This window comes from Rhizobium sp. CBN3, from assembly GCF_030518245.1.
Taxonomy (GTDB): Bacteria; Pseudomonadota; Alphaproteobacteria; order Rhizobiales; family Rhizobiaceae; genus Rhizobium; species Rhizobium aethiopicum_A.
This window is the reverse complement of record NZ_JAULSE010000035.1, coordinates 1-24,698: the sequence shown is the minus strand read 5'-3', so window position 1 is coordinate 24,698 and position 24,698 is coordinate 1. Positions and strand designations below refer to the sequence as shown.

Here is a 24,698-nt window from a genome sequence, read left to right as displayed (position 1 = left end):
ATGGAGAGGAAAACGAAATGACGGCAATGTCTTCGATAAGGTCCCGTATGGGGCGGACGATCCGGTCATTCGCGGCGGGCGCTGCACTGGTGACGCTCGGATTGACGAATGCGGGCGACGCCAGCGCCGCCGATCGCGTCAAGATCGAATGGTGGAATGCGGCAGGCGGCCGCCTGGCCGAAATCACCACCCAGCTGATTAAGGACTTCAACGCCTCGCAGGACAAATACGAGGTCGTCGGCATCGGCAAAGGCAATTATGAAGAGACCATGGCGGCAATGGTGGCAGCCTACCGGGTGCATCAGCAGCCCGTGCTGATCCAGGCGGCCGAGCGCGGGTTCCTCACTATGTACAATTCCGGCGCGATCATTCCGGTGCCGGAGCTGATGGAGAAGGAAGGTTACAAGGTCGACTGGAACGATTTCGTCGCTCCGGTCGCCGGTTTTTATCTCGTCGACGGCAAACCGGCGGCAATGCCCTTCAACAGTTCGACGCCGATCTTCTGGTACAATGCCGACCACTTCAAGGCAGCCGGTTTCGACAAGCCGGGCGAGACCTGGCAGGAGGTCGACAAGCAGCTGCGCGCTATCAAGGAGAAAGGTGTCTCGAAGTGCCAGATGGCGCTTGCCAACGACTTCTACTGGAGCCTGATCGAGAACTATGCGGCGATTCAGGACCAGCCTTACGGCACCAAGGCGAATGGTTTCGGCGGCCTCGACACCGAATTCATCTTCAACAAGAGCCCGTTGGTGGTCGGTCAGGTGACGCGCCTCAAGACGTGGATGGACGCCGGCATCCTGCAGATCGCCGGGCAGGGGCTCTCGCCAGACCAGCTGTTCACCTCTGGAACCTGCTCGACCTATGTGGCCTCCACCGCGGCGCATGCCGCCGTCGAGAGCGGCGCGAAATTCAACTGGAGCGCAACGTTCCTGCCGCATGAGGAAGGCATAGAGCCGAAAAACAGCACCATTGGCGGCGGTGCGCTCTGGGTTCTCAAAGGCAAGTCGGAGGAAGAATACGCCGGTGCGGCCGCCTTCCTGAACTTCGTCGCCTCACCGAAGACGCAGGTCTGGTGGAGCAAGCAGACAGGCTACGTCCCGGTTACGAACACAGCCTACGAGCAGGCCAAGTCCGAGGGTTATTTCAAGGACCACCCGACCCGCGAGATCGCCATTCTCCAGCTCACGCGCGGTACCCCGACCGACAACTCGCGCGGCTTCCGCTTCGGCAATCACAATCAGGCGATGGCGCTTCTGGTGGAAGAGATCCAGGGCGTCTGGACCGGCCAGAAGACACCACAGCAGGCGCTGGATGCCGCGGCGGCCCGCGGAAACCAGATCCTTCGCCAGTATGAGCAGCTTCATGCAGCAAAGTAGAACCTTGGGAAAGATGGAAGGCGCCGCCAGGCGCCTTCGCATCCCCGATCTTCTGTCGACGGGCCGCTCGGCCGCGCCGCCGTCGGAGGCCGGATTGAAGTCCGCCCACTTCAACAAGCCGTGGCTCGCCTTCGGCCTGGTTGCGCCGCAACTGCTGATCCTGCTGTTCTTCTTTTTCATCCCGTCCTACAAGGCGCTGTCGCTGGCCTTCGTTCAGGTCGATCCCTTCGGGGGCACGCAGATTTTCGTCGGGCTCACAAATTTCCACAATCTGTTCGCAAGCTCGGAATATCGCGCCAGCGCGCTGTTCACGCTCTGGTTCACCGTCGCACAGAATGCCGCAACGCTTCTGCTTGCCGGTCTCTTTGCCTTCGCGACCGATTTCGTGATCAGGGGCAGGGGGATTTACAAGAGCATCATCCTGCTTCCCTATGCGATCGCGCCGGTTATATCGGGCGTGATCTGGGCCTTCCTGTTCAATCCGGCGGTTGGACCGATCGCTCAGCTTCTGCACGGGTTCGGCTTCGAATGGGATCCGAACCGGCGGCCTTTCGATGCGCAGCTTCTGGTGACCATCGCCTCTGTCTGGAAGAATGTCTGCTACGACTACATCTTTCTCGTCGCCGCATTGCTCGCCGTGCCTGTCTCGCTTCTGGAAGCGGCAAAGCTCGACGGCGCAAGACCCGTCCGGCGCTTCTTCACGATTTCACTTCCGCTGATCTCGCCGACGATCTTCTTCCTCGTGGTGATGAACTTCGTCTACGGCCTGTTTGAAACCTTCGGCATCATCGACGCGGTCACGCGCGGCGGCCCGGCGGGGGCGACGAACAGCCTGGTCTACAAGGTCTATCAGGACGGCTTCGTGCAACTGGATCTCGGCTCGTCGGCCGCCCAGTCCGTGCTTTTGATGCTGATCGCCATCCTGTTCACCATCGTTCAATTCCGCGCCCTCGAGCGCAAGGTCAATTACCAGGTGTAGTCATGCCCGAACGTCATCTCGGTCTATCGATCTTCTGCCACGCGATCTTGCTCGTCGGCGCGGTTTTCGTCTGCCTGCCTCTCTATTTCGCCTTCGTCGCCGGCTCGCTCACCTTGCAGGAGGTTCAGCAGGCGCCGTTCCCGGTGGTGCCGGGCACGCATTTCTTTGAAAACCTGGCCGCGGCCTGGCAGCAGGGGGAATTTTCCCAGCTGTTCCTGAATTCGATCATCGTCACCGCCGGCATCGTCATCGGCAAGCTGGCGATCTCGCTGATTGCCGCATTCGGGGTGACCTATTTCCGCTTCCCGTTTCGCATGACGGCCTTCTGGCTCATCTTCGTGTCGCTGATGCTTCCGGTCGAGGTCCGCATTATTCCGACCTACGAGGCGGTCGCCGATGCCGCCGGCCCGATCCGCTGGCTGGCCGGGACGATCGGGCTTTCCGGCGTCGTGGAACAGCTGACGGGATACAGCATCGAAGCCTCGTTGAAATGGAACATGGTCAACAGTTATGCCGGTCTGATCCTGCCGCTGATTGCCTCGGCCTCCGCCACCTTCCTGTTCAGGCAGTTCTTCCTGACGGTTCCGGATGAACTTTGTGAGGCGGCCAAGCTCGACGGCGCCGGTCCGCTGAAATTTTTCAAGGATATCCTTCTTCCGCTGTCGAGCGCCAACATCGCGGCCCTGTCGATCATCCTGTTCCTCTATGGCTGGAACCAGTATTTGTGGCCGCTGCTCTTCACGACGGACAAGGAGATGGGGACCGCGGTCCTCGGCCTAAAGCAGCTCGTTCCCGTTTCGGACTCCGCGCCTGCCTGGAACATTGCGATGAGTGCTGCGCTGCTCGTCATGCTTCCGCCGGCAGCCATCATTCTCTTCATGCAACGCTGGTTCACCAAGGGGCTGGTGGACTCCGGAAAGTAAACGCCGAATCTTAAGGATATTCAGACGATGGTGCATATCATCGGCCACCGCGGTGGCCGCAATCTCTGGCCCGAGAATAGTCTCTCGGGCTTCCGTAAACTTGCGCAAATGCCGGTCGATGGGGTGGAATTCGACGTCCACCTGACACGATCGGGAGAAATGCTCGTCATCCATGATCCGACGCTTGATCGCACGACCGACGCGCATGGCATCGTCGCCGATCTCGGTCCCGGGCAACATCGCGAAATCCGTCTCGGGGAAAGCGATGGGGAAACGATCCCGACGCTGGAAGAGGTCCTCGCCGTCTTCAAGAACACGCCCCTCGAGCTTCATATTGAACTGAAGACCCACGCCGATGGGGTGCCTTACGAGGGGCTCGCCGCCAAGGCATTTGCCGCCGTCGAGCGGCTTGGTCTTAGGGAGCGCTCGATCCTGACGAGCTTTCATCCCGATGTGCTTGCCGATATTCGCAAGGTCGCTCCTGGAATTCGCACCTTGTCGTCCTTCGACGCCAAGTCGGCCGAACGCCTCGGCCTGGCGAGCGGCCTCAGCCTGATGATGCAATGTTCGGAAATCATCGCCGTCGAAAAATCGCTGCTTCAGGCGAAGTGGGACGAGATCATCCAACTCGTGCCGCTCGACCGGCTCGGCGCCTGGGTTCCGAACGAAATGAGCGATCTCGAATATTGGCTTGCCAAACCGATCCGGCAGATCACCACGGACCGTCCGGATCTCGCCTTGCAGGCGCGGGGGTGAGGCATGCTTGATAGCCGCATCGATTATCCCGGCATGTCAGGCGCCATGGACAGCATCGACCTCGTGATCTTCGATTGCGACGGCGTGCTGATCGACAGCGAGCCGATCGCCAGCCGTACCCTGGCGGAAACGCTCCAAGGCGCGGGCATTGCGATCACCGCAGCGGAGGCGCATGTCAAATTCACCGGCAATTCGGAAAGCATCATTGCCGAGATGTGTCGGCGCGAATACGGGATCATCGATGTCGCTGCGCTGTTCGAGAAGTGGCATCTTCATCTGTTCGAGGAATTCGCGCGCTCGCTGACGCCCATTGCCGGCATTGCCGAGGTCGTCAACAGTCTCGACCGCCCTAAATGCGTCGCATCGAACAGCACGATGCGGCGGCTGCGCAACAGCTTGGGCAAACTCGATCTCTGGAGCGCATTCGGCGAAGGCGTTTTCAGCGCCGAATTCGTATCCCTGCCGAAGCCCGCACCCGATCTGCTGCTGCATTGCGCCGAGCGTTTTCGGGCCCGGCCGGCCAGATGCATCATGATCGACGACAGCGTTCATGGTGTGGCTGCGGCAATCGCCGCAGGCATGACGGCCATCGGATTCGTCGATCCGGCCGATCCGAGGCCCGGCCGCCGCGCCGTGCTCGATGCCGCCGGAGCCGCCGCCGTGGCGACAGGGGCAGGGGAGCTCACCGCCATTCTGGAAAATGTCGGAGGGAGGCTGTGATGGCGCCCCGGGGCGGAGGGCGCGCTCAGCCCCCAGCCTCCTTGCCATGTTGTCGCGACCGCGTAATGTCAGCGTCCTGGAGGCGGGGATCTTTCCAGACGACAGACTTTGAAATTGGACCGCAGCTGCTAATTAACCGATCCTTGGCGATTCGAAACGAGAGATCATGAGCGACACATCTCATACCGCAGAAGCCGGCGCTAAATATGTCATCGGCGTCGATGTCGGCACCGGCAGCGCCCGGGCCGGCCTGTTCAATATGGCCGGCAGTATGCTTGCCTCCGCCAAGCGGAATATCAGCCTGTTTCATGAAGCCGGTTCCATCGTCGAGCAATCAAGCAGCGAAATCTGGAGCGCCGTTTGCGCAGCCGTGCGAGAGGCGGTTGCCGCAGCCGGCGTCGATCCGGCTTCCGTGGTCGGGCTCGGATTCGACGCCACCTGCTCGCTCGTCGTGCTCGGCGAAGGCGGCAAACCACTTCCCGTCGGGCCTTCGGAAGATCCGGAACGGGATATCATCGTGTGGATGGACCACCGCGCCGTCCCGCAGGCGGAGCGCATCAATGCGTTTGGGCATGATGTGCTGCGTTACGTCGGCGGTCGTATTTCGCCGGAAATGGAAACACCCAAACTTCTCTGGCTGAAAGAAAACCGCCCCCAGGTTTTCGATGCCGCCTGGCAATTCTTCGATCTTGCGGATTTCCTCACCTGGCGGGCGACCGGCGATCTGTCGCGCTCGACCTGCACGGTCACCTGCAAATGGACCTATCTCGCTCATGAAAAACGGTGGGACAGTGGTTATTTCCATCAGATTGGTCTCGGTGTGCTGGCGGAGGAATGTTTTGCGCGCATCGGCAAAGTCATCGTCGAGCCTGGTTCAGCGCTCGGCCAGGGACTGACTGCGGCCGCGGCGGAGGAGCTCGGCCTGACGCCCGGAACGGCCGTGGCAGCCGGACTGATCGATGCCCATGCGGGCGGTGTCGGAACCGTCGGCGCCGATCCGCGGACCAATCTTGCCTATGTTTTTGGGACTTCTTCCTGCACAATGACATCGACTGCAGAACCGTCCTTCGTGCCCGGTGTCTGGGGGCCCTATTATTCGGCGATGGTGCCGGGCCTCTGGCTGAACGAGGGCGGCCAGAGTGCCGCCGGCGCGGCGATCGACCACCTTCTCGCCTTCCATCCGGCGGCCGGCGAGGCGAAAGAGCTTGCGAAGAGCGCCGGCGTTGCGCTGCCGGTCCTGCTTGCCGACATGGCCTCCCGCAAGGCGGGCCGTCCTTCCGACGCTGTCAAGCTGGTGGCCGGGCTGCACGTCGTTCCCGAATTCCTCGGCAACCGTGCGCCCTTTGCCGACCCCCATGCCCGCGCGGTCATTACCGGTCTCGGCATGGAGCGGGATGTCGACAACTTGGTCGCGCTCTACATCGCGGGGCTTTGTGGCATTGGCTACGGCCTCAGGCAGATCATCGAAACGCAGGCCGAGGCGGGCGTGGCCGTTGAGAACATCGTCATCAGCGGCGGGGCCGGTCAGCACGATTTCGTCCGCCAGGTGCTCGCCGATGCGAGCGGCAAGCCAGTGGTGGCGACGAAGGCCGAGGAGCCGGTGTTGCTGGGAGCGGCCATCCTCGGCGCTGTCGCCGGCCGGCAATTTGCCGATGTTGGCGAGGCGATGAGCGAGCTCACCAAGGTGGAAAAGCGCTTTCAGCCGTCAGAGGGTGAAATTTCAGATCTCCACCGCAAGCGTTACGAAGCCTTTAAGGAGCTTCAGACATTGGCGCGCAAGCTTCGCAGCGATAGCTGACAGCCCCGCGCGACAAATGCCGCGGGCTAATTATTGATGGCGATGATCGCCCAATGGCTTTCCTCGCAGGCGTTGTCGTCGCAGACTGCACCCATCCAGACGGCGCCATTTGCGAGCATCACTCCTTCGCTGTTGACGAAGAGATCCTCATATTGCTGGCGCCCGACCGCGCGGCGGGTCTCCGGCGTCACCAGATCGTCGAAATTCTCGATGAAATCCTCGGCGTTTTCGACATCATAGGTTTCGCCATCGGCCTTTACGCTCAGCGGATATTCGGCAAGGCCAGCGATGGTCTCGGCGTCGCCGGAGCGCATGGCCAAAACAAGTTGGCGCAGCGGCCTGTCGAAGACGGCAGCATTGCCGTGCAATTCCTCGATGCGGTTATAGACCTCACTATCCGACTGAGCGGCGGCGCGGCCGGTGAAGGGCGTCGTTCCGAGGAACATCACTCCGGCTAGGAGAAGGGCAGCAGATAGACGCGACATGGAAGGCTCCCGGCAAATGACATTCTGCCGCATTATGCAATCTCAATCCGATGTCCGCCTATCCAATTCTGGTGCGGCACCGGACTTTCCCGTATAAAAATCTGCCGGGCCCACTTGACGGCCCGATCGGATTGCCGCATAAAGCTCGCGAACCGTACCGTACGGTACGTATCTGGGAGCCATGACCGTGTCCGTCGATACCGCAGAGCCGAGCGAATTTTCGCCGCGCCAGAACGCCGTTCTGGAGCAGGCGCTGCGGCTGCTCGTTGATGGCGGCGAGAAAGCGCTGACAACCTCGGGTGTTGCGCGCGCCGCCAATTGCTCGAAGGAAAGCCTCTACAAGTGGTTCGGCGACCGCGACGGGCTGCTCTCGGCGATGATCGCCTATCAGGCGAGCAAGGTGCGCACTTTCGAGCGCAACGGCGAACGGCTGACGGCGGCGAGCCTGCACGACCATGTCGTCATCTTCGCGCGCGACCTGCTGGAGGTGCTCGCCGGCGACGTCTCGCTGGCGCTGAACCGGCTGGCGATCGGCCAGTCTCACCGCGACGGCTCGAAGCTCGGCAAGCTCCTGCTTGAACGCGGCCGCCGCCAGATCGACCGGCGCGCCATGGCGCTGATCGACGCCGGCAAGAGGGCAGGGCTGCTGCGCTTTGCCGATGCCGACGAAGCCTATCACACGCTTTACGGCCTTGTTGTTTCCGACCTGCATGTGCGCATGCTGCTCGGCGAACCCGGCCTCAAGGATACCGCGCGCCAGGCGGAGAGGGCGGTGACCGCCTTCCTCCGGCTTTACGGCACGGAGAAGGTTCTGGCGGAGATGCCGGCTCTCGGCTGATTTCGCCTTAATGACAGTCAACAGGACAAGCACAAGGGAAGGAACTTCAAATGCGCGTCTATTACGATCGTGATGCCGATCTTAACCTCATCAAGGCCAAGAAGGTCGCCGTCATCGGCTACGGCTCGCAGGGCCGCGCCCATGCGCTGAACCTCAAGGACAGCGGCGCCCAGAACCTCGTCATCGCTCTCAAGGCCGGTTCGCCCACGATCAAGAAGGCCGAAGCCGACGGCTTCAAGGTCATGACCGTCGCCGAAGCCGCCGGCTGGGCCGACCTGATGATGATGGCGACGCCGGACGAGCTGCAGGCCGACATCTACAAGGCCGACATCGCACCGAACATCCGCGACGGCGCTGCCATCGCCTTCGCCCACGGTCTCAACGTCCACTTCGGCCTGATCGAGCCGAAGGCTTCCGTCGACGTCGTCATGATCGCCCCGAAGGGCCCGGGCCACACGGTTCGCGGCGAATACCAGAAGGGCGGCGGCGTTCCCTGCCTCGTCGCCGTTCATCAGAACGCGTCCGGCAATGCGCTTGAACTCGCTCTCTCCTACGCCTGCGGCGTCGGCGGCGGCCGCTCGGGCATCATCGAAACCAACTTCCGCGAAGAGTGCGAAACTGACCTCTTCGGCGAACAGGTCGTTCTCTGCGGCGGCCTCGTCGAGCTCATCCGCGCCGGTTTCGAAACGCTTGTTGAAGCCGGCTATGCCCCTGAAATGGCCTATTTCGAATGCCTGCACGAAGTGAAGCTGATCGTCGACCTGATCTATGAAGGCGGCATCGCCAACATGAACTACTCGATCTCCAACACGGCCGAGTGGGGCGAATACGTCACGGGTCCGCGCATCATCACCGAAGAAACCAAGGCTGAGATGAAGCGCGTCCTGAAGGACATCCAGACCGGCAAGTTCACCTCCGAGTGGATGCAGGAATACCGGTCGGGCGCCGCCCGCTTCAAGGGCATCCGCCGCAACAACGACAGCCATCAGATCGAGGAAGTCGGCGCCAAGCTGCGCGGCATGATGCCCTGGATCGGCAAGAACAAGCTGGTCGACAAGAGCGTGAACTAAGCTGTTCCAGTAAAGTAAATAGCGAGGCCGGAGTAAATCCAGCCTACAGACCGCTGATAACCCCCGGCTGCGCTGGGGGTTATTTGATTCGTTGCGACATGCTGAAGAAACCTGCTCCCGAACAGGCGGCAATCGAGCACCGATTGGTAGTGATCACATCACGCGAAGCAGGAGACGAGCCTCGGTTTGTTGGGAACGGAACTGGAGTTGATCGGTTAGTGCGATATTTCGATCTGCTTCAGGGACCAAATGCCTAAGGCTGGAATTCTTACCTTTCACCGCTGCATCAATTACGGTTCCTATTGGCAGGCACGCTGTCTGGCGGAAGGCCTAGCATCCATGGGAGTAGAAGCCGTTCTTCTGGAACATATGTCCGATCGCGTGAACCGCGCGGAATGGCAATGCGCGCTGCAACCGCTGCTTCCTGCCGCAACGCCAAGGGAAGACTACCCGCTCTACAAAGCGAAGATCCGGAAATTCTTTCACTCGTTTGCCAGTCTACCTCTTTCATCGCCCTTTCCCTTGGAGAACCCAGCCGCGATGGACGACTATTCGCTCATCGTCGTCGGCAGCGACGAGGTGTGGAACCTTCGCCATCCCTGGTATGGTGGGTATCCGCTGTTTTATGGAGAGGGCCTGCGATGCGGGCGTCTTGTCTCCTATGCCGCGACGTTTGGAAGTCTGGCGTCGTCGGAGCGACTGGAGGGTTGGGCGGAAAAGCTGCGAAAGTTTTCTCATATTTCTGTCCGGGATCTCCATTCGGAGCGGATCATCCGCGAGACATTGGGACTGGAGCCCGAACTCGTTCTCGACCCGTGCCTGCAATTTCCGCAGACGATGAAGGCGAGCAGGGATGAGGGGGAGGCGGCAACCTATATAGCCGTCTACGGGCACAGTTTTCCCACGTGGTTCCAGGATGCAGTGCGCCGATGGGCAGGAGACCGGGGCTATCCGCTTGTCAGCATCGGCTATCGGAACGATTGGGCCGACGAGCAATGGATTGATGCCGGGCCGGAGGACTTCGCCGGCTTCATTTCCGAAGCAAAGGCTGTCGTGACGAACTTCTTTCATGGATGCGTGTTCTCGCTTGTCAACGAGAAGCCGTTTGCATGCGTCCTCTCCGATTACCGCTCCAACAAGATTCGCGATCTAACGCGGCTCGTCCGAGCTGGACATCACGTGCTGACCGAAGATACGTCCCCGTCGCATCTGGATGTTATCCTCGGTAATCCACTTCCGACGGGTATTTCGCAGCGAATATCCTCCCTGCGCGATACCTCCAACGCCTATCTCAGCCATGCCTTGCAATAGCTCCGATCAAAAGAATCGGCTCGCGCCGTGCATCGCTCCCAAGGATATTGCAGGCTCGGGCTTCTGCATCGGCTGCGGCTCCTGTGTCGCAAGGTCATCGCGACCTGATGTGCACATGAAACTCGACCGGTACGGGCAGATGAAGCCGACAGGCCCGAAGACGTGGTTGCAGGGCAGTGATGAAGAATTGGCGCGAATTTGCCCGTTTTCGCCGGTGGCCCGGGACGAGGACGAATTGGCGGCCGAGTATTTTGCCGCTGCGAAAAACCGAGACCCTCTGCTGGGGCGTTTCGAGGCCGCCTTTGTCGGCTACGTCGAGGAAGGGGAATATCGTTCGAGCGGCAGCTCCGGCGGCATGGTCACCTGGGTGGCGGCGGAACTGCTGCGCCTGGGGCTTGTCGACTGTGTCGCTCACGTCAAGGAGAGCGATGATCCGCAATCGGAAGGACGCCTGTTTCATTATTCGCTGTCGCGCAATCTGCAGGAACTTCAGGCGGGCGCCAAATCTCGATATTATCCTGTCGAGCTTTCCGGCGTGCTTCAGTCCATTCGTGAGGCGCCGGGCCGGTATGCCGTGGTTGGCATTCCCTGTTTCATCAAGGCGGTGCGACTGGCCTGTGCCGATGACCGGGTATTGAAAGAGCGAATTGCCTTCACGCTTGGGCTATTTTGCGGCCATATGAAAAGCGCGCGCATGGCGGAGAGCTTCGCATGGCAGATGGGGCAGGACATCCGGAAGGTTAAACGGCTCGACTACAGGAAGAAAACTCAGGACCGGCCTGCGAATTGGTATCGGGCGCAGCTGACGCTCGAAAACGGAGAGACGTGCGCCCAAGACTGGTGGGATCTGGTCGATGGGGACTGGGGTGCGGGCTTTTTTCAGAATTCCGCCTGCAATTTCTGCGACGACGTCGTTGCAGAAACGGCCGATATCGCTTTCGGGGATGCCTGGAAGGAGCCCTACTCCTCTGATGGAAGAGGAACGAACGTGGTGATCGTCCGCTCAAATGCACTTCTGGATGTGATCCATGCGGGGATCGCTGAGAAGAGGATCGCATTGTCTTCTGTCGATTCCGCCTTCGTTGTGGCCACCCAGGCAGCCGGATTCCGCCAGCGTCGTGAAGGCCTCGCATTCCGGTTGAGCTGGCCGCGTATGGGTATGCGCCCGCGCAAACGCGTCCGTGCCGGCAGCCACGGCCTGTCCCGGCAGCGCATGGCGGTCTACATCATGCGCTATTGGATCAGCTTCTGGAGTCATCGTGTCTTTGCAATCGCCGATTTCTTGCACAGCCCCAGACTTTACATTCTGTGGGCTCGTGCGGCCCTGGCATGCTATCAGGGGATCGCTTATTCCAGGGGGCCGATCGGCAGGATAGCCCAGAGCCTGGGTTTAGCCGGCTCCGAGGGACGCACGTGATTCAAGCCCCAGCAATCGGGCAGCCGACTTGGCAACGCGTGACACATATCCGCTATCTCTGCGCGGGGCATAACGTTCGACCATTTCCTCGCAGAAGCCGGCGAATTCTTCGGGCACCAGGGGCGCGCTGGTATGGTGCGGCGCGATACCTCTATGCTCCGGTGTGAAGCAGAATGTCACCGTTACCTCGAAATCTTCGAGGGCCTGCATCTGTCGGTCGAACCAATCGAGAGCATTGGGCCGGAATCGGTCCGCCCAGGAAAGCCCGGTGCGCACAGATTTCACGCCCAACCGCCGCATCCAGGCAGCGGCCTCATCCAGCCGCGGGTCTTCGAAGTGGAACCATTGCACCAGCCCGAAATCCGGCGTGTGTTTGGCAAACTCCTCAAGCGCCGGTTTGGGCGTTCCGTCTTCGCGCAGAATGCCCATATAGTAGTGCCGATAATAGGAGGAGCCTTCGGCTTCGCGATGACGCGTTGTTGCCTCCCATGATCGGGGGAGGTCGTAGAGGCTGTACCATTGGCAGCGCTCGACTTTGCCCTTGAGCAACTCGGCAGTTCGTTGTAGGCCCCATAACTGCACTTCCTCCGCGCCGAAGGTCGAGACGCCCACTTCGCTGACCCAGATCGGCAGATCGGTGACGGCGCGAATTTCGTTGATTTTCTCCGGCCAGTCATGAATCTGCCAGAGGTTCCAGTCGAGGGGGAAACCATGCAGCGCGACGGCATCGAGGTGATCGAGCACGCCGTAATTCTTCATGCGGCTGATGAAGAAGGGGTCTATCGGAGATATTCCGCCGAGCACCTTCGTCAGTTCCGGATTCTTGGCTGCGATGGCATCGGCCGCGAGGATTGCCATTTGCGCAAACAGGCTCCATTCGGGATCGATCTCAGGATCCCAGTGCGATTTGTTGTTCGGCTCGTTCCAGATCATTGCAGCTTCGATCATTTGATTTCCCCGGGCAGGATTTAACGAACGGGTTATAAGGTCACTTCGTTGAGCGTCATCACTTTTGCCCCCCAGTCGCCGATCACAACCGTCGTGACGGACGCAGGCGCAATATCAAATCTGGGCCAAGCATCGATCGGCAGTCCCAGAACATGGCTGACAGCCGCCTTGATGACATCGGCATGGGACACAAGAGCTATTCGCTTCTCATTCCCGCCGCTGGTCAGGCTCTCCATAAGGCCGAAAATTCGGGTCTGGACCTCCAGCATGGTCTCGCCTCCTGGGGTGCGGGTGAGGCTGCGTGTGTTATTCCAGCGGCGCCACAGGGGATCGTCATTGAGAACGTCGAAGGTTTTTCCGGACCAGTTACCGAAATTCACTTCGTCCAAAGCATCGTCTGTTTGCGGCAGAGAGAGGCCACAGGCTGATGCGATACCTTCTGCCGTCTCCCGTGTTCGTTCGCGCGGGCTGGTGTAGATCTCATTGATGTCCTCGCGCCGCAGCCTCTGCCCGAGACGCTGAACTTGCGAGCGGCCGGCTTCGCCCAGCGAAATACCGGCTGTACGGCCCGCCAGGAAATTCCCGACATTGTCATGCGCGGCGTGACGTACCAGGAAGAACGTTGCCGTCATTCCGCGGCTCCGCGCAGAACATCCTCCTGGTCGTCAATGAAATTCTGCGTTCGGCGGCGGGCCTCGTAATCGGTGAACTGTTGCGGCGGCGACTTCATGAAATAGCTCGACGGCCCTGTCAGAGCTCCGCCCAGGCCTCGGTCGAGGGCCAGTTTGGCGCAGCGTATTGCATCGATGACCACGCCGGCGGAATTGGGCGAGTCCCACACCTCAAGTTTGAGCTCTGCATTGAGCGGCACGCCCCCGAAAGTGGTGCCCTCGAGACGGATATAGGCCCATTTGCGGTCGGTGAGCCACGGGACATGGTCACTTGGCCCGACATGTACATCGTCCGCAGGAAGCGGAATATCCAATTGGCTGGTGACCGACTGGGTCTTGGAGATCTTCTTCGATTCCAGCCGCTCGCGCTCCAGCATATTCAGAAAATCGGTGTTTCCGCCGAAATTGAGCTGATAGGTGCGATCCACACGCACGCCCCGTTCACGGAAGAGATTGACGAGCATTCTGTGGACGATCGTTGCCCCCACCTGACTCTTGATATCGTCGCCGATGATCGGCAGCTTCCGGGCAGCGAACTTCTGCTGCCATTCCGGTTTGGAGGCTATGAACACCGGAATGCAATTGATAAAGGCGCAACCTGCCGCCAGCGCCTGTTCGGCGTACCATTTCGTTGCTTCTTCCGAGCCAACGGGAAGATAGGAAACCAGTACGTCCGTCCGGCTTTGCCTGAGGATTTCCGCCACGTCCGCCGGCGGCTCCGTCGATTCTTCGATCCGATCCTTAAGATACCTCCCTATCCCATCCATCGTCCTGCCGCGGTTCACCTCGACTCCAAGCGGGGCGACATCTGCGAAACGTTGCGTGTTGTTTGGCTCGGCGTAGATCGCCTCCGCGACATCGCGCCCTACCTTTGAAGCCGCGACGTCGAAGGCGGAGGATATTTCAATATCGTGCACGTGATATCCACCGAGGTCGATGTTCATCAGGCCTGGAACCGGCTCCTTTTCCCGGGCGTTATCATAGTAGGTAAGTCCTTGAACCAATGACGAGGCGCAATTGCCAATTCCCACCAATCCAACGCGAATGGATTTCGAACGCATGGTTCCCTCCAGGGGCTGCTTGCTGAGGCATCTACAAAGCTAACAAGCGGGAACTGCGACGGTTCCCGACCTTCCCGTTTTTTCCGGTCGCCTCTGACGACGATCCAACCATCTCGGGCAGGCATTGCTGCAAAGAAGGAGGACCGGATGCTGGTCTATGGCGATGTCGAGCACATCGAGAATGCAGCAGCAGTACGCGCATCGATTTCACAAATAATAATGGCGTGCATCGACATGCAGCCGAGCCGGCAGCGCCACGAAGCCTTGGTTCGAGCATTCATCCTGACTGGCGAACTCGTTCAGGGACTGGCCGATCAGGAATTCGGGAGAATAGGCGCGGACGATATGTCCGAGCTTCAGGACGCAGGCGCGAAACTTCTGCGCATCCAGGCACGGGCGATCATGCAATCGTGGCGAAACGGGTTTGCCGGCAGTTTGTCCTTTCCAGAGGATTGGACAGCCAAACTCGATTCACTCGCCAGTGCCGATCCGGTGCGGATGAAGCGCGCCGAGGGTTACGCCTTTTATGCTTTGTATCCCGAGAGCTATATCGAGGCGGCTTCGATCTCGAATTTGACGCCTAAAACAGTCGTCCTCGGGATCCGAAGCATCGGAACCGGACTCGCGGCCCTGGTTTCGGCAGCCTTGGGTGCGGAGCCGGCCTATTCGCTGCGCCCGACTGGTCACCCCTTCGAGCGGCGCGTACGCGTTACACCGGCTTTTTCCAAGCGCATTCTTGCCGACCGCAACACCGATTTCGCCATCGTCGATGAGGGGCCGGGGCTATCGGGGAGCTCGTTCGGCTGCATTGCGGACTGGTTGCAGGCGAACGGCGTTGCGTCTGGTCGGCTTCATTTTTTCCCGAGCCACACGGGTGAACCGGGCCCGCGTGCAAGCGAGCCGCATCGGAGCCGTTGGCGAGATCGGCCACGCCATGTCGTCAGCTTCGACGATCTTGCTCTCAAGGCCCAAGATCCGAAACATCGTTTGCAGACATGGGCCGCCGATGTTGTCGGAGTTGAGCGTTCGTCGTGGCGGGACCTGTCCGGTGGCGCATGGCGCGCTGTTCGGTATCGCAATCCTTCATATTGGCCGCCGAGCTATATGCAGATGGAAAAACGCAAATTCCTGATGGAAGCCGAAGGAGGGGCATGGCATGTCAAGTTTGCCGGGCTCTGCGGGAGCGACGTGGATAAGGCCAGAAGAGGCTCTTTGCTGAGCGAAGCCGGCTTTATTCCGAAGATTGCCGGCACCTGTTACGGATTTATTGTCGAGGAGTGGCTGGATGGAACTCCCCTCGACAATAGTGGTGCAAGCAGGCGCGACATCGTCGATCACCTCGGACGTTATCTCGGTTTTCGCGCCCGTCACCTCCCGGCACGAAACGGCGGCGCGTCGATCCGGAAACTGTGCGAAATGGCTGTTTTCAATATTGCGGAAGCCGCAGGATCGGACACGGCAGAGAAATTGAGGTGCGTGATAGACAGGCCCGAGCGGCTAGCCGGACGATTGCGACGGGTCGATACGGACAACCGGCTTCACCCATGGGAATGGCTGACGACCACCAGCGGGCGCATCATGAAGACGGATGCGCTCGACCACAATGCGGCCCACGATCTGATCGGGTGCCAGGACATTGCCTGGGACGTCGCGGGTGCCTGCGTGGAATTCGAATTCTCGAGCAAGGAGCGCGATCGTCTCGCCAATCTCGTCAGTCGGGAAGCGGACTGCGATTTGCGCGGCGATGTGCTCAATTTTTTTGAGCCCTGCTATCTCGGTTTTCAGATAGGTCTGTGGTCGCAGGCGAGGGTCAGCGTCGATGGCGCCGAGGCGGAGCGCGTTGAAAACACCATCAAACGTTACCTGGACCGCCTGCGGCAATTGATCGGACCCTGACTGCGAAGCAGTCTGGATCGGAAAATTTTTCAGCAAAGTGATGGAGGCGGTTCCGCCATCGGATGGCGGCTTCCATGTTCCACCAGATAAACCTCCCGTTCCGGATTAGCACGAATGACAAACCCGGCGCTTCTCAGCATCGCTTCGACCGCTGCCTTATTCGGAATGAACCAATTTGTGGGGTCGCCAGCGTAACGTTCTTCAACGAAATACATTTTGGGAAAGCCGCGCTGCTCAAATATCGTCGTGTTGAAGAAGTCGTAATTTTCGCTGAGTGCCGCGACTTCCTCTTCACCCCGCTGCATGCATTGAAACAGCATCTGGCCGCCGACGACATGCTCATGCAGAAGGTCGAGTGCCAGCAGCGGATGCCGCAGGTGATAAAGGACACCCATGAAAAGAACCAGGTCAAATCTCTGCTTCAGTTTTTCCACCTCGTATACCGACATCAGCTTGAACTCGATATCCTCACCTGTCTGTCTGGCTGCGAACTCGGCTTGCCTGAGATAATGCGGGTCGGAATCGATTCCGACGACCCGCCCGGCATTTCTTCTCTTCATTTCAAGTGAATAGAATCCGGCGTTGCAGCCGATGTCGAGAACGCTGCATCCCTGGAGATCTTCAGGCACAACCTGCTGAAAATGGGCCCATTTGAAGGACGGATAGTCACCAAGGAAATGATCCGGCGCGGTCTGAACGCCGTTAATCCGCAGATTGTGAAACCATGGCCTCAGGGCTGCGATGTCGCTTTCCAGTCGAGCCTTCTCGTTCATTCCGTACTCCGATCCGCAGTGTCGATCATTCCTTGGACTGCGCCGCCGAGATGTGTGTCCGGTTACGTTTGAATTTTCTGATCGCCGACCGTATCTGCTCGACGGAACGGGGGCCGATCCCCGCGAGCTCAAGAAGTTCGGCGTTCTTCATGTCTGCCAATTGGCTCATTCGGTGAACTCCACTTCTGGCGAGCGAACGGGCTATCCATCCAGGGAGACAGGTGGTCAATAAGGGATCTTCGGTATCTCCCCCTCCAATCTTCGTCCGCTTTTGAGATACCTGCGGCATGTTCAGCTTTAGCCGGCTTCGTCAGATTGTGGCCGAACCCTCTTGATGGTTTTCGGTTCCCGCTGAAGAAGAAAAACCGCCAATTGTGTGCGAGATTGTCCTTCTCGGCCCACACAAAGATCTCTGGACGGTGAACTTAATCATGGGAGTTGTTCGACGGATTGGTGTTGGGCGGCATATCTCCTGGGCGGATGATGCGCGAATTACCGGTGTCGGGCGCCGGCTCCACCATCTCGGTATCGCCGACGGGAGGGGGCCTGAGTTCGCCGTTGCATTCGTCCAGTTTCTTGGAGAGATCTTGATGGTCATCCGTTGAATCGCGGCCCTGGTTTGGCTGTGACGGGGCGACGCATTTGTCAGGCGGCGCCTGCGCGTTCGCTTGGAGCGGTAGGGTAAGGACCGCCACGGCGAGCGACAGCGCGCTGAGGAGGCGTTTGAACTTCCGGGATGCGGTCGGCATGCCTGAAATCTCCGTTTGGTGTTTATCCAGATGTCGTCTCAGTCCTTCTTCGAATTCGGCGTCCACCAAGTCTTTAGGGGCCGGCCGCAGGGGCAATCTGCATCTGCGCAGGCTGAAACTTGTCCTGCACTCCGGAAAGTGGCTCCTGACCGGTCAAGCGCTCGTCGGCCGAGGCCTGATGTCCCTGGGTTTGGGCGGTCGAATTCGTCGTTTCCGTTCCGACGCCGGGGTTCGAATCGAAAGTCCGCGCCGTTTTCGAATTCATCGAGCCTTGAGGATTCCCCGAAAGCTGGTCGGTGCCAATTGGCTGCGGCGTGACTTTGCCGTCGGATGAAGCGACGCGCCAAACGGTATTGCCGGCATCATCGGCAACAAGCAGCGCTCCTGTCCCATCGATCCCCACTCCGACCGGCCGCCCTTTTGCCTGATCACCCTGGATAAAGCCTGTGACGACGTCCTGCGCCTTGTCAGATGGCTTGCCATTCTGGAACGGTACGAAGACAACTTTGTAGCCATTGAAGCTATTCCGGTTCCAGCTGCCGTGCTCGCCGATGAAGGCGCCGTTGGCATATGCGGCTGGCAGCGCGGAATTCATCGAGAAGGTCAGTCCGAGCGCGGCAACATGGCTGGACAGGGCGTAGTCCGGTGAGATTGCCTTTTCGACCATGTCGGTCCGTATCGGATGGACGCGAGCGTCGACGTGGTTGCCGTAGTAGCTCCACGGCCAGCCGTAGAAGGCGCCATCCTCCACAGAGGTCATATAGTCGGGAACGAGGTTCGGGCCGAGCTCGTCACGCTCATTGACGACAGTCCAGAGCGCACCCGATTCGGGGTTGAAGGCGAGACCGTTCGGGTTGCGCAGACCGGAGGCGAAAACGCGGGCGGCGCCGGTCTGCCGGTCGACCTGCCAGACCGCTGCACGGCCTTTTTCTGCTTCGAGCCCGTTCTCAACGATGTTGGAATTTGATCCGACCGAGGCATAGAGCGTCTGGCCGTCAGGGCTGAGGGCCAGATCCTTTGTCCAATGATGATTGATCGGGCCGCCGGGAAGCGGCGTCAGGATTTTCGGCTGCGCGGTCACCTCGTTCCGGCCGAGTTCGTAAGGGTAGGCAAGGATGGCGCTCGTCGTGGCGACGTAAAGCGTATTGTCTATCCAGGCAAGGCCGAAGGGAGAATCGAGCTTCGTCAGCAGGTCATGGCGTTCATCGACGGTGCCGTCGCGATTGGTGTCACGCAGCAGGGTAATGATATTGCTCTCTTTCTGTTCGCCGCCGCCGCCGTGGGCGATCGACATGATCCAGCCGCGGATGAGATCCTTCGGCCGCGAGGTCGGTTCGCCAGTCGGGCCGCGGGACTGGACGACGAGCACGTCGCCGTTGGGCAGGGTATGGACGGTGCGTGGATTGGCAAGGCCCTTCGCATAGGCGCTGATCTTCAAGCCGTCGGGGACGGCCGGCGTCTCTCCTTCCTTCCAGCCGACCACTTCCGCGAGCTTGAGATCAGATATCAGGGAGGAAGATGGCTCAGGCAGAACCGGATTCGGGCCGATCTGCTGCGACAGATCGAATTCGGCCTCCTGCGCCGACGTGCCGAATCCGAGGAAGAGCGATAGAACCGAGGTGCCGAGAACGAGGGATCTCATCATCATATCCTCCAGGCCAATCTGGCATATTTTCGGGCGGAAACAGCGGCTGCCACCAGGCAAAGCGCTGATGTAACGGCCGAGAGCGCCAGTCCATAAGGCACGACGGCAGTCCATCCGTCGCCGGCATGGACAAGGCTGTTCAGGAAGGCGAGGGCGAGGATGATCATGTAGAGAAGCACAGACGGGAAAGCCGACCGCAGCGGACGAGTGCGGGGCCGCGCGAGGTCAATCAAGCCAGCCAGGATCGCAATCACGCCGAACACCAGGCCGGCGCACAACAGCCAGGCGGAGAAGTTCTGCCACATGAGGTTGTTGCTCTGCCAGAAGGCGATATCGGTCGCGAGCGCAAGCGTGAAGCAGACGAAAGGGAACGGGACGAAGAGCGACTGTATCGGATAGGCGGTCGCGTCTCGATCGTTGGGGGAAAGTACAGCCATGGCATGCTCCGAGCGGCAAGAGCGCAGATATGCGATCCAACCGTGGAGGCAGCGGATAGTTCCGTTGCGGCGGCACCTGTTTGTCGATCGCCTCCTCGGCGAAATCGCGGAATTGCGGCGGCCGCCTTTCGCGTTGCACTGCCGGAATGACAATGTGGGGGCACTATCCTCTGTCGGTCATTCCTGCGACAGGCGGAGGAATGACGAAGGGGCGGCGTTTCACCTGAAAGCGCGACGGTGCCAGATCGCCGTCGAACACGGGGCGAAGCGCCGACCTTTATCGTTGCGCACGCACGATGAGCCAGCGGGTCGGCTTGCCGTCATATCCTCCGCCGTCGCTTTCCTGGACGGCGAGATTGCGCCAGCCGCCTGCTGTCAGAAGCGCCGACAGCCAATCGGCGGATGGATAGTTGTAATAGCGCCCGAAGCCATCATGCCCTTCGGCTTCTCCCGATTTGAAGCTTGCGTGGAGGATGCCGCCGGTTCTGAGCGCGCGGTGAATACGGGCGAAGATGTCGGCCAGGGTTGATCTCGGGACATGAAGGAGGCTCGCTTCGGCCCAGACGCCGTCGAACGCGGCCTCGGCGTTGAGATCCTCGAACAGCATGACCTTGACCTTCCTGCCGATTCGCGCCTCGGCCTGTGCCGCGAGTTCGGGTGAGCCGTCGGTTGGCGTCACGTCGAAGCCTTGAGAGAGCATGTAGGCACTGTCCTGGCCGCCGCCGCAGCCAAGTTCGAGGATCGCCGCCCCCGGCGCAAGTCGGGCAAGGAAAGTGTCGAGCTTCTGTTTCGGCAGGCTGCGCGCGCGGTTGGCATATATCTCTGCGTTATTGTCGTAGAAGGCGGAGGTGCTGTCATGGGGCATGATGGGTGGCCGGTCCGGTTCGTCGGTTGGATTGGAGATGTCTTTCGGCAAGCCGGTCGGCGCCGATGATGTCGATGACGAGGATGCCGTCGGGTATTTCCCGGTAGAAGGCGACATGGCGCATGTGGAGGAGGCGGCGCAGGCCGGCGCCAAGCGCGTCGCACTCGTCGCCCATGGAGGGCACGCGCGAAAGGAGTATGAAAATCCGGTCCCAATCGAGAAGGTAGGCATCCGCCTGCGCCTCGCCGAAATGCAGATTGGCATATTCGTCGATGCCTGACAGTACGGCGTCGGCCGTTCGGGTCAGCCTATAGGTTGATGTCATGCAGCTTCACCTTCGTTTCCAGCAGGATATCGGGAATGCGCCGGTCGCTGATACCGCTCTCCTCGGCCTGCCTCAGGATCTCGCGCAGTTCGTCGTCGTCGAGCTTGCGGTGGTCCTGGTCCTTCACGATCAGCTCCGCCAGGAATGCGCCGGCGCTGTCGTATCTGCCGCTTGCGACACGGCGCGCGATGTAATCCGCCAGATTATCCGGAAGCGAGATCGTCATTTTCGCCATTGAATTCGCTGCCGTCCGTGCGTGCCGGTTCAGCTGTCCCTGATGCCCGTTACCATTCCCCACCTCGTGATAGAAGCGTTGTCGCCCGCAGTCGAGCGCTTGGGTCACATGATGGTCAGTCTTCTTTATCGATGTAGACGGCGCGTTCGAGATCCTTGAAACGGGCGTCTCAGGTCAGGATGTCGGCATCGTGGCGCTCGCGGTCGCGTAAATGATCGCATGGGCGGCGGCGAGTTTGAGAACTGCGGCCAGCCCGATGGCTTTGCGGGCGAGGCCGAGAGCGGCGCCACCATGTCGGTGTTGACGCCGTCGTTCGCGTGGAAGGTCTGAAGTTCAGGCCGGGATGAGGCGCGTCCAGCCGTGCTCGTCGTTCGTTACGCCCTTCTGTAGACTGACGAGCTGCTGGCGCAGTTCGCTGGTCAGCTTGCCGGTCTGTCCGTCTCCGACCAGAAACTCGCCGCCGGCATGTCGAACCAGGCCGATGCCCGCCAGCACTGCGGCAGTGCCGCAAGCGAAGGCCTCGACGAGCCTGCCGCTGGCGGCATCCTCTTGCCATTCCGCGAAGGAGTAGGGACGCTGTTCCACGCGCAAGCCTCTTTCTTCTGCGAGCACGATGACGGAAGCCCGGGTGATGCCCGGCAGGATCGTGCCGCCAAGGGGCGGGGTCACCATCGATCCATCATTCATCACGAAGAAGACGTTCATGCCGCCGAGTTCTTCGACCCAGCGGTGCTCCGCGGCATCGAGGAAGACGACCTGATCGCAACCCCTCTTGGACGCCTCGGCTTGCGCCACGAGGCTGGCTGCGTAGTTTCCGCCGCATTTTGCAGCGCCCGTGCCGCCGTTGGCTGCACGGGTGTATTCGGTTTCGACCCAAAGAGAGACGGCCTTCGCGCCGCCCTTGAAGTAGGCGCCGACCGGTGAGGCGATGACGCAGAAGACATATTCCTGAGCCGGACGAACGCCGAGAAACGCCTCGTTGGCGAACATGAAGGGGCGAAGGTAGAGGCTGGCGTCGCCGGATGGAATCCAAGCCTTGTCGACGCGGACCAGTGCTTCGACCGCCTTCAAAAAGAGTTCTTCGGGCACCGGAGGCATGGCCATGCGGGTCGCCGACTGCGCGAAGCGGCGTGCGTTCTCTTCAGGCCGAAAGAGCAGAATCCGGCCATCGTCTGCCTTGTAGGCTTTCATGCCCTCGAAGATTTCCTGAGCGTAGTGCAGCACGGCGCTCGCAGGATCGAGCTCCAAGGGCCGCCTGGGCGTAACCTTCGCATCGTGCCAGCCCTTGTCGGCTGTCCATCGCGCCAGGACCATGTGATCCGTGAAGACCTTGCCGAAGCCGGGCGTCTCCAGTGCCTGGACGCGGTCGGCGTCCGGGACGGGGGACTTGTGGAGTTCGATTTTGATTTCAGGAGAGGCCGACGTCACGGTCATTGCTGGCACCTTGATAGTAAATTGAATAGTGGCGGCGACACTACCGCCGCCGAGCCGGTCTTGGAAAGGTCTGAAGCAGCCGGTTTCGGCTTGATCAGAGGAATAATCGCTCGATGTGGCCGACGTCGAGCAGCAAATTCGAAATCGAGCGCGGTCGATCGTGGATGGCGTCACCATCAAGTGAATCCGCGACATCAATAGTACCCCGAAAGGATTCGGTCGGCTCGGGAATTTCATTCTTATCGGGAACGACGTTCGCGAATTTTGCACCAAGGCCTCGGAAATAAGATTCGCTGACTTGTCACCATGACAAGAAAATAGGTCAGCATTATTGACATAATTTTCGCCGCATGATTTGTCGGCGATATAGAAAATCCGAGGAAACATCCATGCTGAACTGGGACACCATGTTTGCGTCGCGCTCGTCGCGCATGCGCGCATCCGAAATCCGCGAGCTCCTGAAGCTTCTCGACCAGCCCGACATCATTTCCTTTGCCGGCGGAATTCCGGATCCGGCGCTGTTTCCGGCCGAGGAATTCCAGCGGGCCTATGCTGATATTTTCTCGGGTGCGGCCGTCAACTCGGCGCTGCAATATTCGGTCAGCGAAGGCTATAAGCCCCTGCGCGAATGGCTGATCGGGCAGATGGGTGCGCTCGGTATTCCTTGCGGACTCGACAATGTCTTCATCGTTTCCGGTTCGCAGCAGGGGCTCGATTATCTCGGCAAGCTCTTCCTGTCGCCCAATGATACCGCGCTCGTGACCTGGCCGACCTATCTTGGCGCGCTGCAGGCCTTCAACGCCTATGAGCCGGCCTATGACCAGCTGACGCCGAGCGGCAATCGGACGCCCGGGTCCTACCGCGTGGCGGCTGCGGCTGCCGGCGGCAAGGTGAAATTCGCCTATCTCTCCGCAGATTTCTCCAATCCGACCGGTGAAACGGTCGATCTCGCCGGCCGCAAGCGGGTGCTGGCGCTCGCCGAAGAGCTCGATATCGCCGTCATCGAGGATGCGGCCTACCAGTCGCTGCGTTACGACGGCGAGCCGATCCCGCCGATCCTGGCGCTCGAGATCGCTGAAAAGGGCCATATCAACGATACGCGCACGATCTATTGCGGCAGCTTCTCCAAGACGCTGGCGCCCGGCCTTCGCGTCGGCTTCATCGTCGCCAATGCGCCCGTCATCCGCAAGCTGGTGCTGATGAAGCAGGCGGCCGACCTGCATTCCTCGACGATCAACCAGATGGCGATATCGGATGTCGCCGTGCGCGGTTTCGACAAGCAGGTCGCCAAGATTAAAGCGGTCTACAGCCATCGCCGCGGCTGCATGCTGGCGGCGCTCGAGAAATACATGCCCACGGGCACCAGCTGGACGAAGCCGGAAGGCGGCATGTTCATCTGGATCACGCTGCCGGAGGGCATGGACGGCGCCAAGCTGCTGGCGAAATCGCTCGAAACGGCCAAGGTTGCCTTCGTGCCCGGCAAAGCCTTCTTCGCCGACGGCTCGGGCGCCAATACCTTCCGCGTCAGCTTCTCCTGCGCCAACGAGCAGATGATCGAGGACGGCATCAGCCGTTTGGGTAGGTTGGTTGCTGAGGAGATTGGTGGCTGAGTGTTGGGAGTGGCAACGAAACCGTTGTGCCGTGCAGCCCCCTCATCTGCCTGCCGGCATCTTCTCCCCGCTGGGGAGAAGGGACCTGCGGCAACGTCTCGCTTCCAAGAAACGTCTGCAGTGGAAAGAGAAGCAAGCAGCTTGCTCCCTCTTCTCCCCAGCGGGGAGCAACCATGTTTAATTTTTGCGGTATTGTGGCGTCCATTCGGTCTTGCGAAAGAGGATTGTGTTGGCGAGGACGATGAGTTTTCGGGCGACGGCTATAACGGCGCACAGGTGTTCCTTTCCGCTCTGACGCAAGCGCGTGTAGAAAGCGGCGAGATCCGGATTGTGCCGGGTTGCCGTGAATGCGCACATGAACAGGCTCTTTCGCAGG

At 60.2% G+C, this 24,698-nt stretch carries 25 protein-coding genes and 1 pseudogene; 12 read left to right on the top strand and 14 right to left on the bottom strand.

Annotated elements, in window-relative coordinates:
- Positions 1-17 precede the first annotated feature (17 nt).
- From QWJ46_RS28785 to QWJ46_RS28760, 6 genes are all read left to right on the top strand, one after another.
- Entirely contained in the window at positions 18-1,376 is a 1,359-nt protein-coding gene (locus tag QWJ46_RS28785; protein WP_302755712.1) for an extracellular solute-binding protein, read from the top strand.
- Positions 1,363-2,355 (top strand): ABC transporter permease subunit, encoded by a 993-nt coding sequence (locus QWJ46_RS28780; RefSeq protein ID WP_302755710.1) that lies wholly within the window; start codon positions 1,363-1,365, stop codon positions 2,353-2,355. Before QWJ46_RS28785 ends, QWJ46_RS28780 begins: the two co-directional genes overlap by 14 nt.
- A 2-nt stretch (positions 2,356-2,357) precedes the next feature.
- The gene (locus QWJ46_RS28775; protein ID WP_302755709.1) at positions 2,358-3,278 is read left to right on the top strand and encodes an ABC transporter permease subunit; all 921 of its coding nucleotides are present in this window, start codon (positions 2,358-2,360) and stop codon (positions 3,276-3,278) included.
- Positions 3,279-3,305: 27 nt separating this feature from the next.
- Complete coding sequence (locus QWJ46_RS28770) at positions 3,306-4,034, top strand: glycerophosphodiester phosphodiesterase family protein (protein WP_302755708.1); 729 nt, start codon at positions 3,306-3,308, stop codon at positions 4,032-4,034.
- Positions 4,035-4,037: 3 nt separating this feature from the next.
- Complete coding sequence (locus QWJ46_RS28765; RefSeq protein WP_302755707.1) at positions 4,038-4,754, top strand: HAD-IA family hydrolase; 717 nt, start codon at positions 4,038-4,040, stop codon at positions 4,752-4,754.
- Positions 4,755-4,920: 166 nt separating this feature from the next.
- Positions 4,921-6,552 carry an FGGY-family carbohydrate kinase gene (locus QWJ46_RS28760; protein WP_302755706.1) on the top strand — a complete coding sequence of 544 codons (1,632 nt, stop codon included), beginning with the start codon at positions 4,921-4,923 and terminating at the stop codon, positions 6,550-6,552.
- Between the two features lie 26 nt (positions 6,553-6,578).
- On the opposite strand, the gene QWJ46_RS28755 is transcribed toward QWJ46_RS28760, so the two are convergent.
- Positions 6,579-7,037, bottom strand: a complete 459-nt coding sequence (locus QWJ46_RS28755; RefSeq protein WP_302755703.1) for a hypothetical protein — start codon at positions 7,035-7,037, stop codon at positions 6,579-6,581.
- 181 nt (positions 7,038-7,218) lie between these two features.
- Between QWJ46_RS28755 and QWJ46_RS28750 the strand changes: the two genes are divergently transcribed.
- From QWJ46_RS28750 to QWJ46_RS28735, 4 genes are all read left to right on the top strand, one after another.
- Positions 7,219-7,875 carry a TetR/AcrR family transcriptional regulator C-terminal domain-containing protein gene (locus tag QWJ46_RS28750; protein WP_184460101.1) on the top strand — a complete coding sequence of 219 codons (657 nt, stop codon included), beginning with the start codon at positions 7,219-7,221 and terminating at the stop codon, positions 7,873-7,875.
- Between the two features lie 50 nt (positions 7,876-7,925).
- The gene (gene ilvC / locus QWJ46_RS28745; protein ID WP_184460100.1) at positions 7,926-8,945 is read left to right on the top strand and encodes a ketol-acid reductoisomerase; all 1,020 of its coding nucleotides are present in this window, start codon (positions 7,926-7,928) and stop codon (positions 8,943-8,945) included.
- 249 nt (positions 8,946-9,194) lie between these two features.
- Positions 9,195-10,256 (top strand): polysaccharide pyruvyl transferase family protein, encoded by a 1,062-nt coding sequence (locus QWJ46_RS28740; RefSeq protein WP_302755700.1) that lies wholly within the window; start codon positions 9,195-9,197, stop codon positions 10,254-10,256.
- Between the two features lie 115 nt (positions 10,257-10,371).
- Positions 10,372-11,673, top strand: a complete 1,302-nt coding sequence (locus QWJ46_RS28735; RefSeq protein WP_302755699.1) for a Coenzyme F420 hydrogenase/dehydrogenase, beta subunit C-terminal domain — start codon at positions 10,372-10,374, stop codon at positions 11,671-11,673.
- Here the strand turns inward: QWJ46_RS28735 and QWJ46_RS28730 are convergent.
- Genes QWJ46_RS28730 through QWJ46_RS28720 form a run of 3 tightly spaced genes read right to left on the bottom strand, consistent with a single transcriptional unit; the run spans position 11,647 to position 14,353 of the window.
- On the bottom strand, positions 11,647-12,621 hold the full coding sequence (locus QWJ46_RS28730) for a beta-xylosidase (RefSeq protein WP_184460097.1): 975 nt from the start codon (positions 12,619-12,621) through the stop codon (positions 11,647-11,649). The genes QWJ46_RS28735 and QWJ46_RS28730 overlap by 27 nt on opposite strands.
- A gap of 32 nt (positions 12,622-12,653) precedes the next feature.
- Positions 12,654-13,253: a histidine phosphatase family protein gene (locus QWJ46_RS28725; protein ID WP_302755696.1), complete on the bottom strand. Its 600-nt coding sequence runs from the start codon at positions 13,251-13,253 to the stop codon at positions 12,654-12,656.
- Positions 13,250-14,353 carry an inositol-3-phosphate synthase gene (locus tag QWJ46_RS28720; RefSeq protein WP_302755693.1) on the bottom strand — a complete coding sequence of 368 codons (1,104 nt, stop codon included), beginning with the start codon at positions 14,351-14,353 and terminating at the stop codon, positions 13,250-13,252. The genes QWJ46_RS28725 and QWJ46_RS28720 overlap by 4 nt, the downstream gene beginning before the upstream one ends.
- A gap of 147 nt (positions 14,354-14,500) precedes the next feature.
- Between QWJ46_RS28720 and QWJ46_RS28715 the strand changes: the two genes are divergently transcribed.
- Positions 14,501-16,249, top strand: coding sequence for a hypothetical protein (locus QWJ46_RS28715; protein WP_302755692.1), 1,749 nt, complete (start codon positions 14,501-14,503; stop codon positions 16,247-16,249).
- Positions 16,250-16,278: 29 nt separating this feature from the next.
- On the opposite strand, the gene QWJ46_RS28710 is transcribed toward QWJ46_RS28715, so the two are convergent.
- The 9 genes from QWJ46_RS28710 to QWJ46_RS28670 all read right to left on the bottom strand — a co-directional run bounded on the left by QWJ46_RS28710 (position 16,279) and on the right by QWJ46_RS28670 (position 22,712).
- Positions 16,279-17,022, bottom strand: a complete 744-nt coding sequence (locus QWJ46_RS28710; RefSeq protein WP_302755690.1) for a TIGR04290 family methyltransferase — start codon at positions 17,020-17,022, stop codon at positions 16,279-16,281.
- Between the two features lie 25 nt (positions 17,023-17,047).
- Positions 17,048-17,191: a hypothetical protein gene (locus QWJ46_RS28705; protein ID WP_184460092.1), complete on the bottom strand. Its 144-nt coding sequence runs from the start codon at positions 17,189-17,191 to the stop codon at positions 17,048-17,050.
- Between the two features lie 256 nt (positions 17,192-17,447).
- The gene (locus QWJ46_RS28700) at positions 17,448-17,771 is read right to left on the bottom strand and encodes a hypothetical protein (protein WP_302755685.1); all 324 of its coding nucleotides are present in this window, start codon (positions 17,769-17,771) and stop codon (positions 17,448-17,450) included.
- A gap of 73 nt (positions 17,772-17,844) precedes the next feature.
- Positions 17,845-19,416 (bottom strand): sorbosone dehydrogenase family protein, encoded by a 1,572-nt coding sequence (locus QWJ46_RS28695; protein ID WP_302755728.1) that lies wholly within the window; start codon positions 19,414-19,416, stop codon positions 17,845-17,847.
- Positions 19,416-19,853, bottom strand: a complete 438-nt coding sequence (locus QWJ46_RS28690) for a DUF2231 domain-containing protein (protein ID WP_302755683.1) — start codon at positions 19,851-19,853, stop codon at positions 19,416-19,418. The genes QWJ46_RS28695 and QWJ46_RS28690 overlap by 1 nt, the downstream gene beginning before the upstream one ends.
- 277 nt (positions 19,854-20,130) lie before the next feature.
- Complete coding sequence (locus tag QWJ46_RS28685) at positions 20,131-20,718, bottom strand: bifunctional 2-polyprenyl-6-hydroxyphenol methylase/3-demethylubiquinol 3-O-methyltransferase UbiG (RefSeq protein WP_302755681.1); 588 nt, start codon at positions 20,716-20,718, stop codon at positions 20,131-20,133.
- On the bottom strand, positions 20,708-21,043 hold the full coding sequence (locus tag QWJ46_RS28680; protein ID WP_184460088.1) for a type II toxin-antitoxin system RelE/ParE family toxin: 336 nt from the start codon (positions 21,041-21,043) through the stop codon (positions 20,708-20,710). Before QWJ46_RS28680 ends, QWJ46_RS28685 begins: the two co-directional genes overlap by 11 nt.
- A complete protein-coding gene (locus QWJ46_RS28675; protein ID WP_302755679.1) occupies positions 21,027-21,278 on the bottom strand; it encodes a transcriptional regulator in 252 nt (83 codons plus the stop codon). Before QWJ46_RS28675 ends, QWJ46_RS28680 begins: the two co-directional genes overlap by 17 nt.
- Before the next feature lie 333 nt (positions 21,279-21,611).
- Positions 21,612-22,712: a branched-chain amino acid aminotransferase gene (locus QWJ46_RS28670; RefSeq protein WP_184460087.1), complete on the bottom strand. Its 1,101-nt coding sequence runs from the start codon at positions 22,710-22,712 to the stop codon at positions 21,612-21,614.
- Between the two features lie 389 nt (positions 22,713-23,101).
- On the opposite strand from QWJ46_RS28670, the gene QWJ46_RS28665 reads away from it, so the two are divergent.
- On the top strand, positions 23,102-24,322 hold the full coding sequence (locus QWJ46_RS28665; protein ID WP_302755677.1) for a PLP-dependent aminotransferase family protein: 1,221 nt from the start codon (positions 23,102-23,104) through the stop codon (positions 24,320-24,322).
- A 177-nt stretch (positions 24,323-24,499) separates the two neighbouring features.
- On the opposite strand, the pseudogene QWJ46_RS28660 reads toward QWJ46_RS28665, so the two are convergent.
- Positions 24,500-24,698 (bottom strand): annotated as a pseudogene (locus QWJ46_RS28660) (IS110 family transposase); the annotation flags it as partial.

Coding starts and splice junctions, on each gene's coding strand:
- QWJ46_RS28785 (WP_302755712.1), top strand. CDS start 18: ATGACGGCAATGTCTTCGATAAGGTCCCGTATGGGGCGGACGATCCGG.
- QWJ46_RS28780 (WP_302755710.1), top strand. CDS start 1,363: ATGCAGCAAAGTAGAACCTTGGGAAAGATGGAAGGCGCCGCCAGGCGC.
- QWJ46_RS28775 (WP_302755709.1), top strand. CDS start 2,358: ATGCCCGAACGTCATCTCGGTCTATCGATCTTCTGCCACGCGATCTTG.
- QWJ46_RS28770 (WP_302755708.1), top strand. CDS start 3,306: ATGGTGCATATCATCGGCCACCGCGGTGGCCGCAATCTCTGGCCCGAG.
- QWJ46_RS28765 (WP_302755707.1), top strand. CDS start 4,038: ATGCTTGATAGCCGCATCGATTATCCCGGCATGTCAGGCGCCATGGAC.
- QWJ46_RS28760 (WP_302755706.1), top strand. CDS start 4,921: ATGAGCGACACATCTCATACCGCAGAAGCCGGCGCTAAATATGTCATC.
- QWJ46_RS28755 (WP_302755703.1), bottom strand. CDS start 7,037: ATGTCGCGTCTATCTGCTGCCCTTCTCCTAGCCGGAGTGATGTTCCTC.
- QWJ46_RS28750 (WP_184460101.1), top strand. CDS start 7,219: ATGACCGTGTCCGTCGATACCGCAGAGCCGAGCGAATTTTCGCCGCGC.
- ilvC (WP_184460100.1), top strand. CDS start 7,926: ATGCGCGTCTATTACGATCGTGATGCCGATCTTAACCTCATCAAGGCC.
- QWJ46_RS28740 (WP_302755700.1), top strand. CDS start 9,195: ATGCCTAAGGCTGGAATTCTTACCTTTCACCGCTGCATCAATTACGGT.
- QWJ46_RS28735 (WP_302755699.1), top strand. CDS start 10,372: ATGAAACTCGACCGGTACGGGCAGATGAAGCCGACAGGCCCGAAGACG.
- QWJ46_RS28730 (WP_184460097.1), bottom strand. CDS start 12,621: ATGATCGAAGCTGCAATGATCTGGAACGAGCCGAACAACAAATCGCAC.
- QWJ46_RS28725 (WP_302755696.1), bottom strand. CDS start 13,253: ATGACGGCAACGTTCTTCCTGGTACGTCACGCCGCGCATGACAATGTC.
- QWJ46_RS28720 (WP_302755693.1), bottom strand. CDS start 14,353: ATGCGTTCGAAATCCATTCGCGTTGGATTGGTGGGAATTGGCAATTGC.
- QWJ46_RS28715 (WP_302755692.1), top strand. CDS start 14,501: ATGCTGGTCTATGGCGATGTCGAGCACATCGAGAATGCAGCAGCAGTA.
- QWJ46_RS28710 (WP_302755690.1), bottom strand. CDS start 17,022: ATGAACGAGAAGGCTCGACTGGAAAGCGACATCGCAGCCCTGAGGCCA.
- QWJ46_RS28705 (WP_184460092.1), bottom strand. CDS start 17,191: ATGAGCCAATTGGCAGACATGAAGAACGCCGAACTTCTTGAGCTCGCG.
- QWJ46_RS28700 (WP_302755685.1), bottom strand. CDS start 17,771: ATGCCGACCGCATCCCGGAAGTTCAAACGCCTCCTCAGCGCGCTGTCG.
- QWJ46_RS28695 (WP_302755728.1), bottom strand. CDS start 19,416: ATGATGAGATCCCTCGTTCTCGGCACCTCGGTTCTATCGCTCTTCCTC.
- QWJ46_RS28690 (WP_302755683.1), bottom strand. CDS start 19,853: ATGGCTGTACTTTCCCCCAACGATCGAGACGCGACCGCCTATCCGATA.
- QWJ46_RS28685 (WP_302755681.1), bottom strand. CDS start 20,718: ATGCCCCATGACAGCACCTCCGCCTTCTACGACAATAACGCAGAGATA.
- QWJ46_RS28680 (WP_184460088.1), bottom strand. CDS start 21,043: ATGACATCAACCTATAGGCTGACCCGAACGGCCGACGCCGTACTGTCA.
- QWJ46_RS28675 (WP_302755679.1), bottom strand. CDS start 21,278: ATGGCGAAAATGACGATCTCGCTTCCGGATAATCTGGCGGATTACATC.
- QWJ46_RS28670 (WP_184460087.1), bottom strand. CDS start 22,712: ATGACCGTGACGTCGGCCTCTCCTGAAATCAAAATCGAACTCCACAAG.
- QWJ46_RS28665 (WP_302755677.1), top strand. CDS start 23,102: ATGCTGAACTGGGACACCATGTTTGCGTCGCGCTCGTCGCGCATGCGC.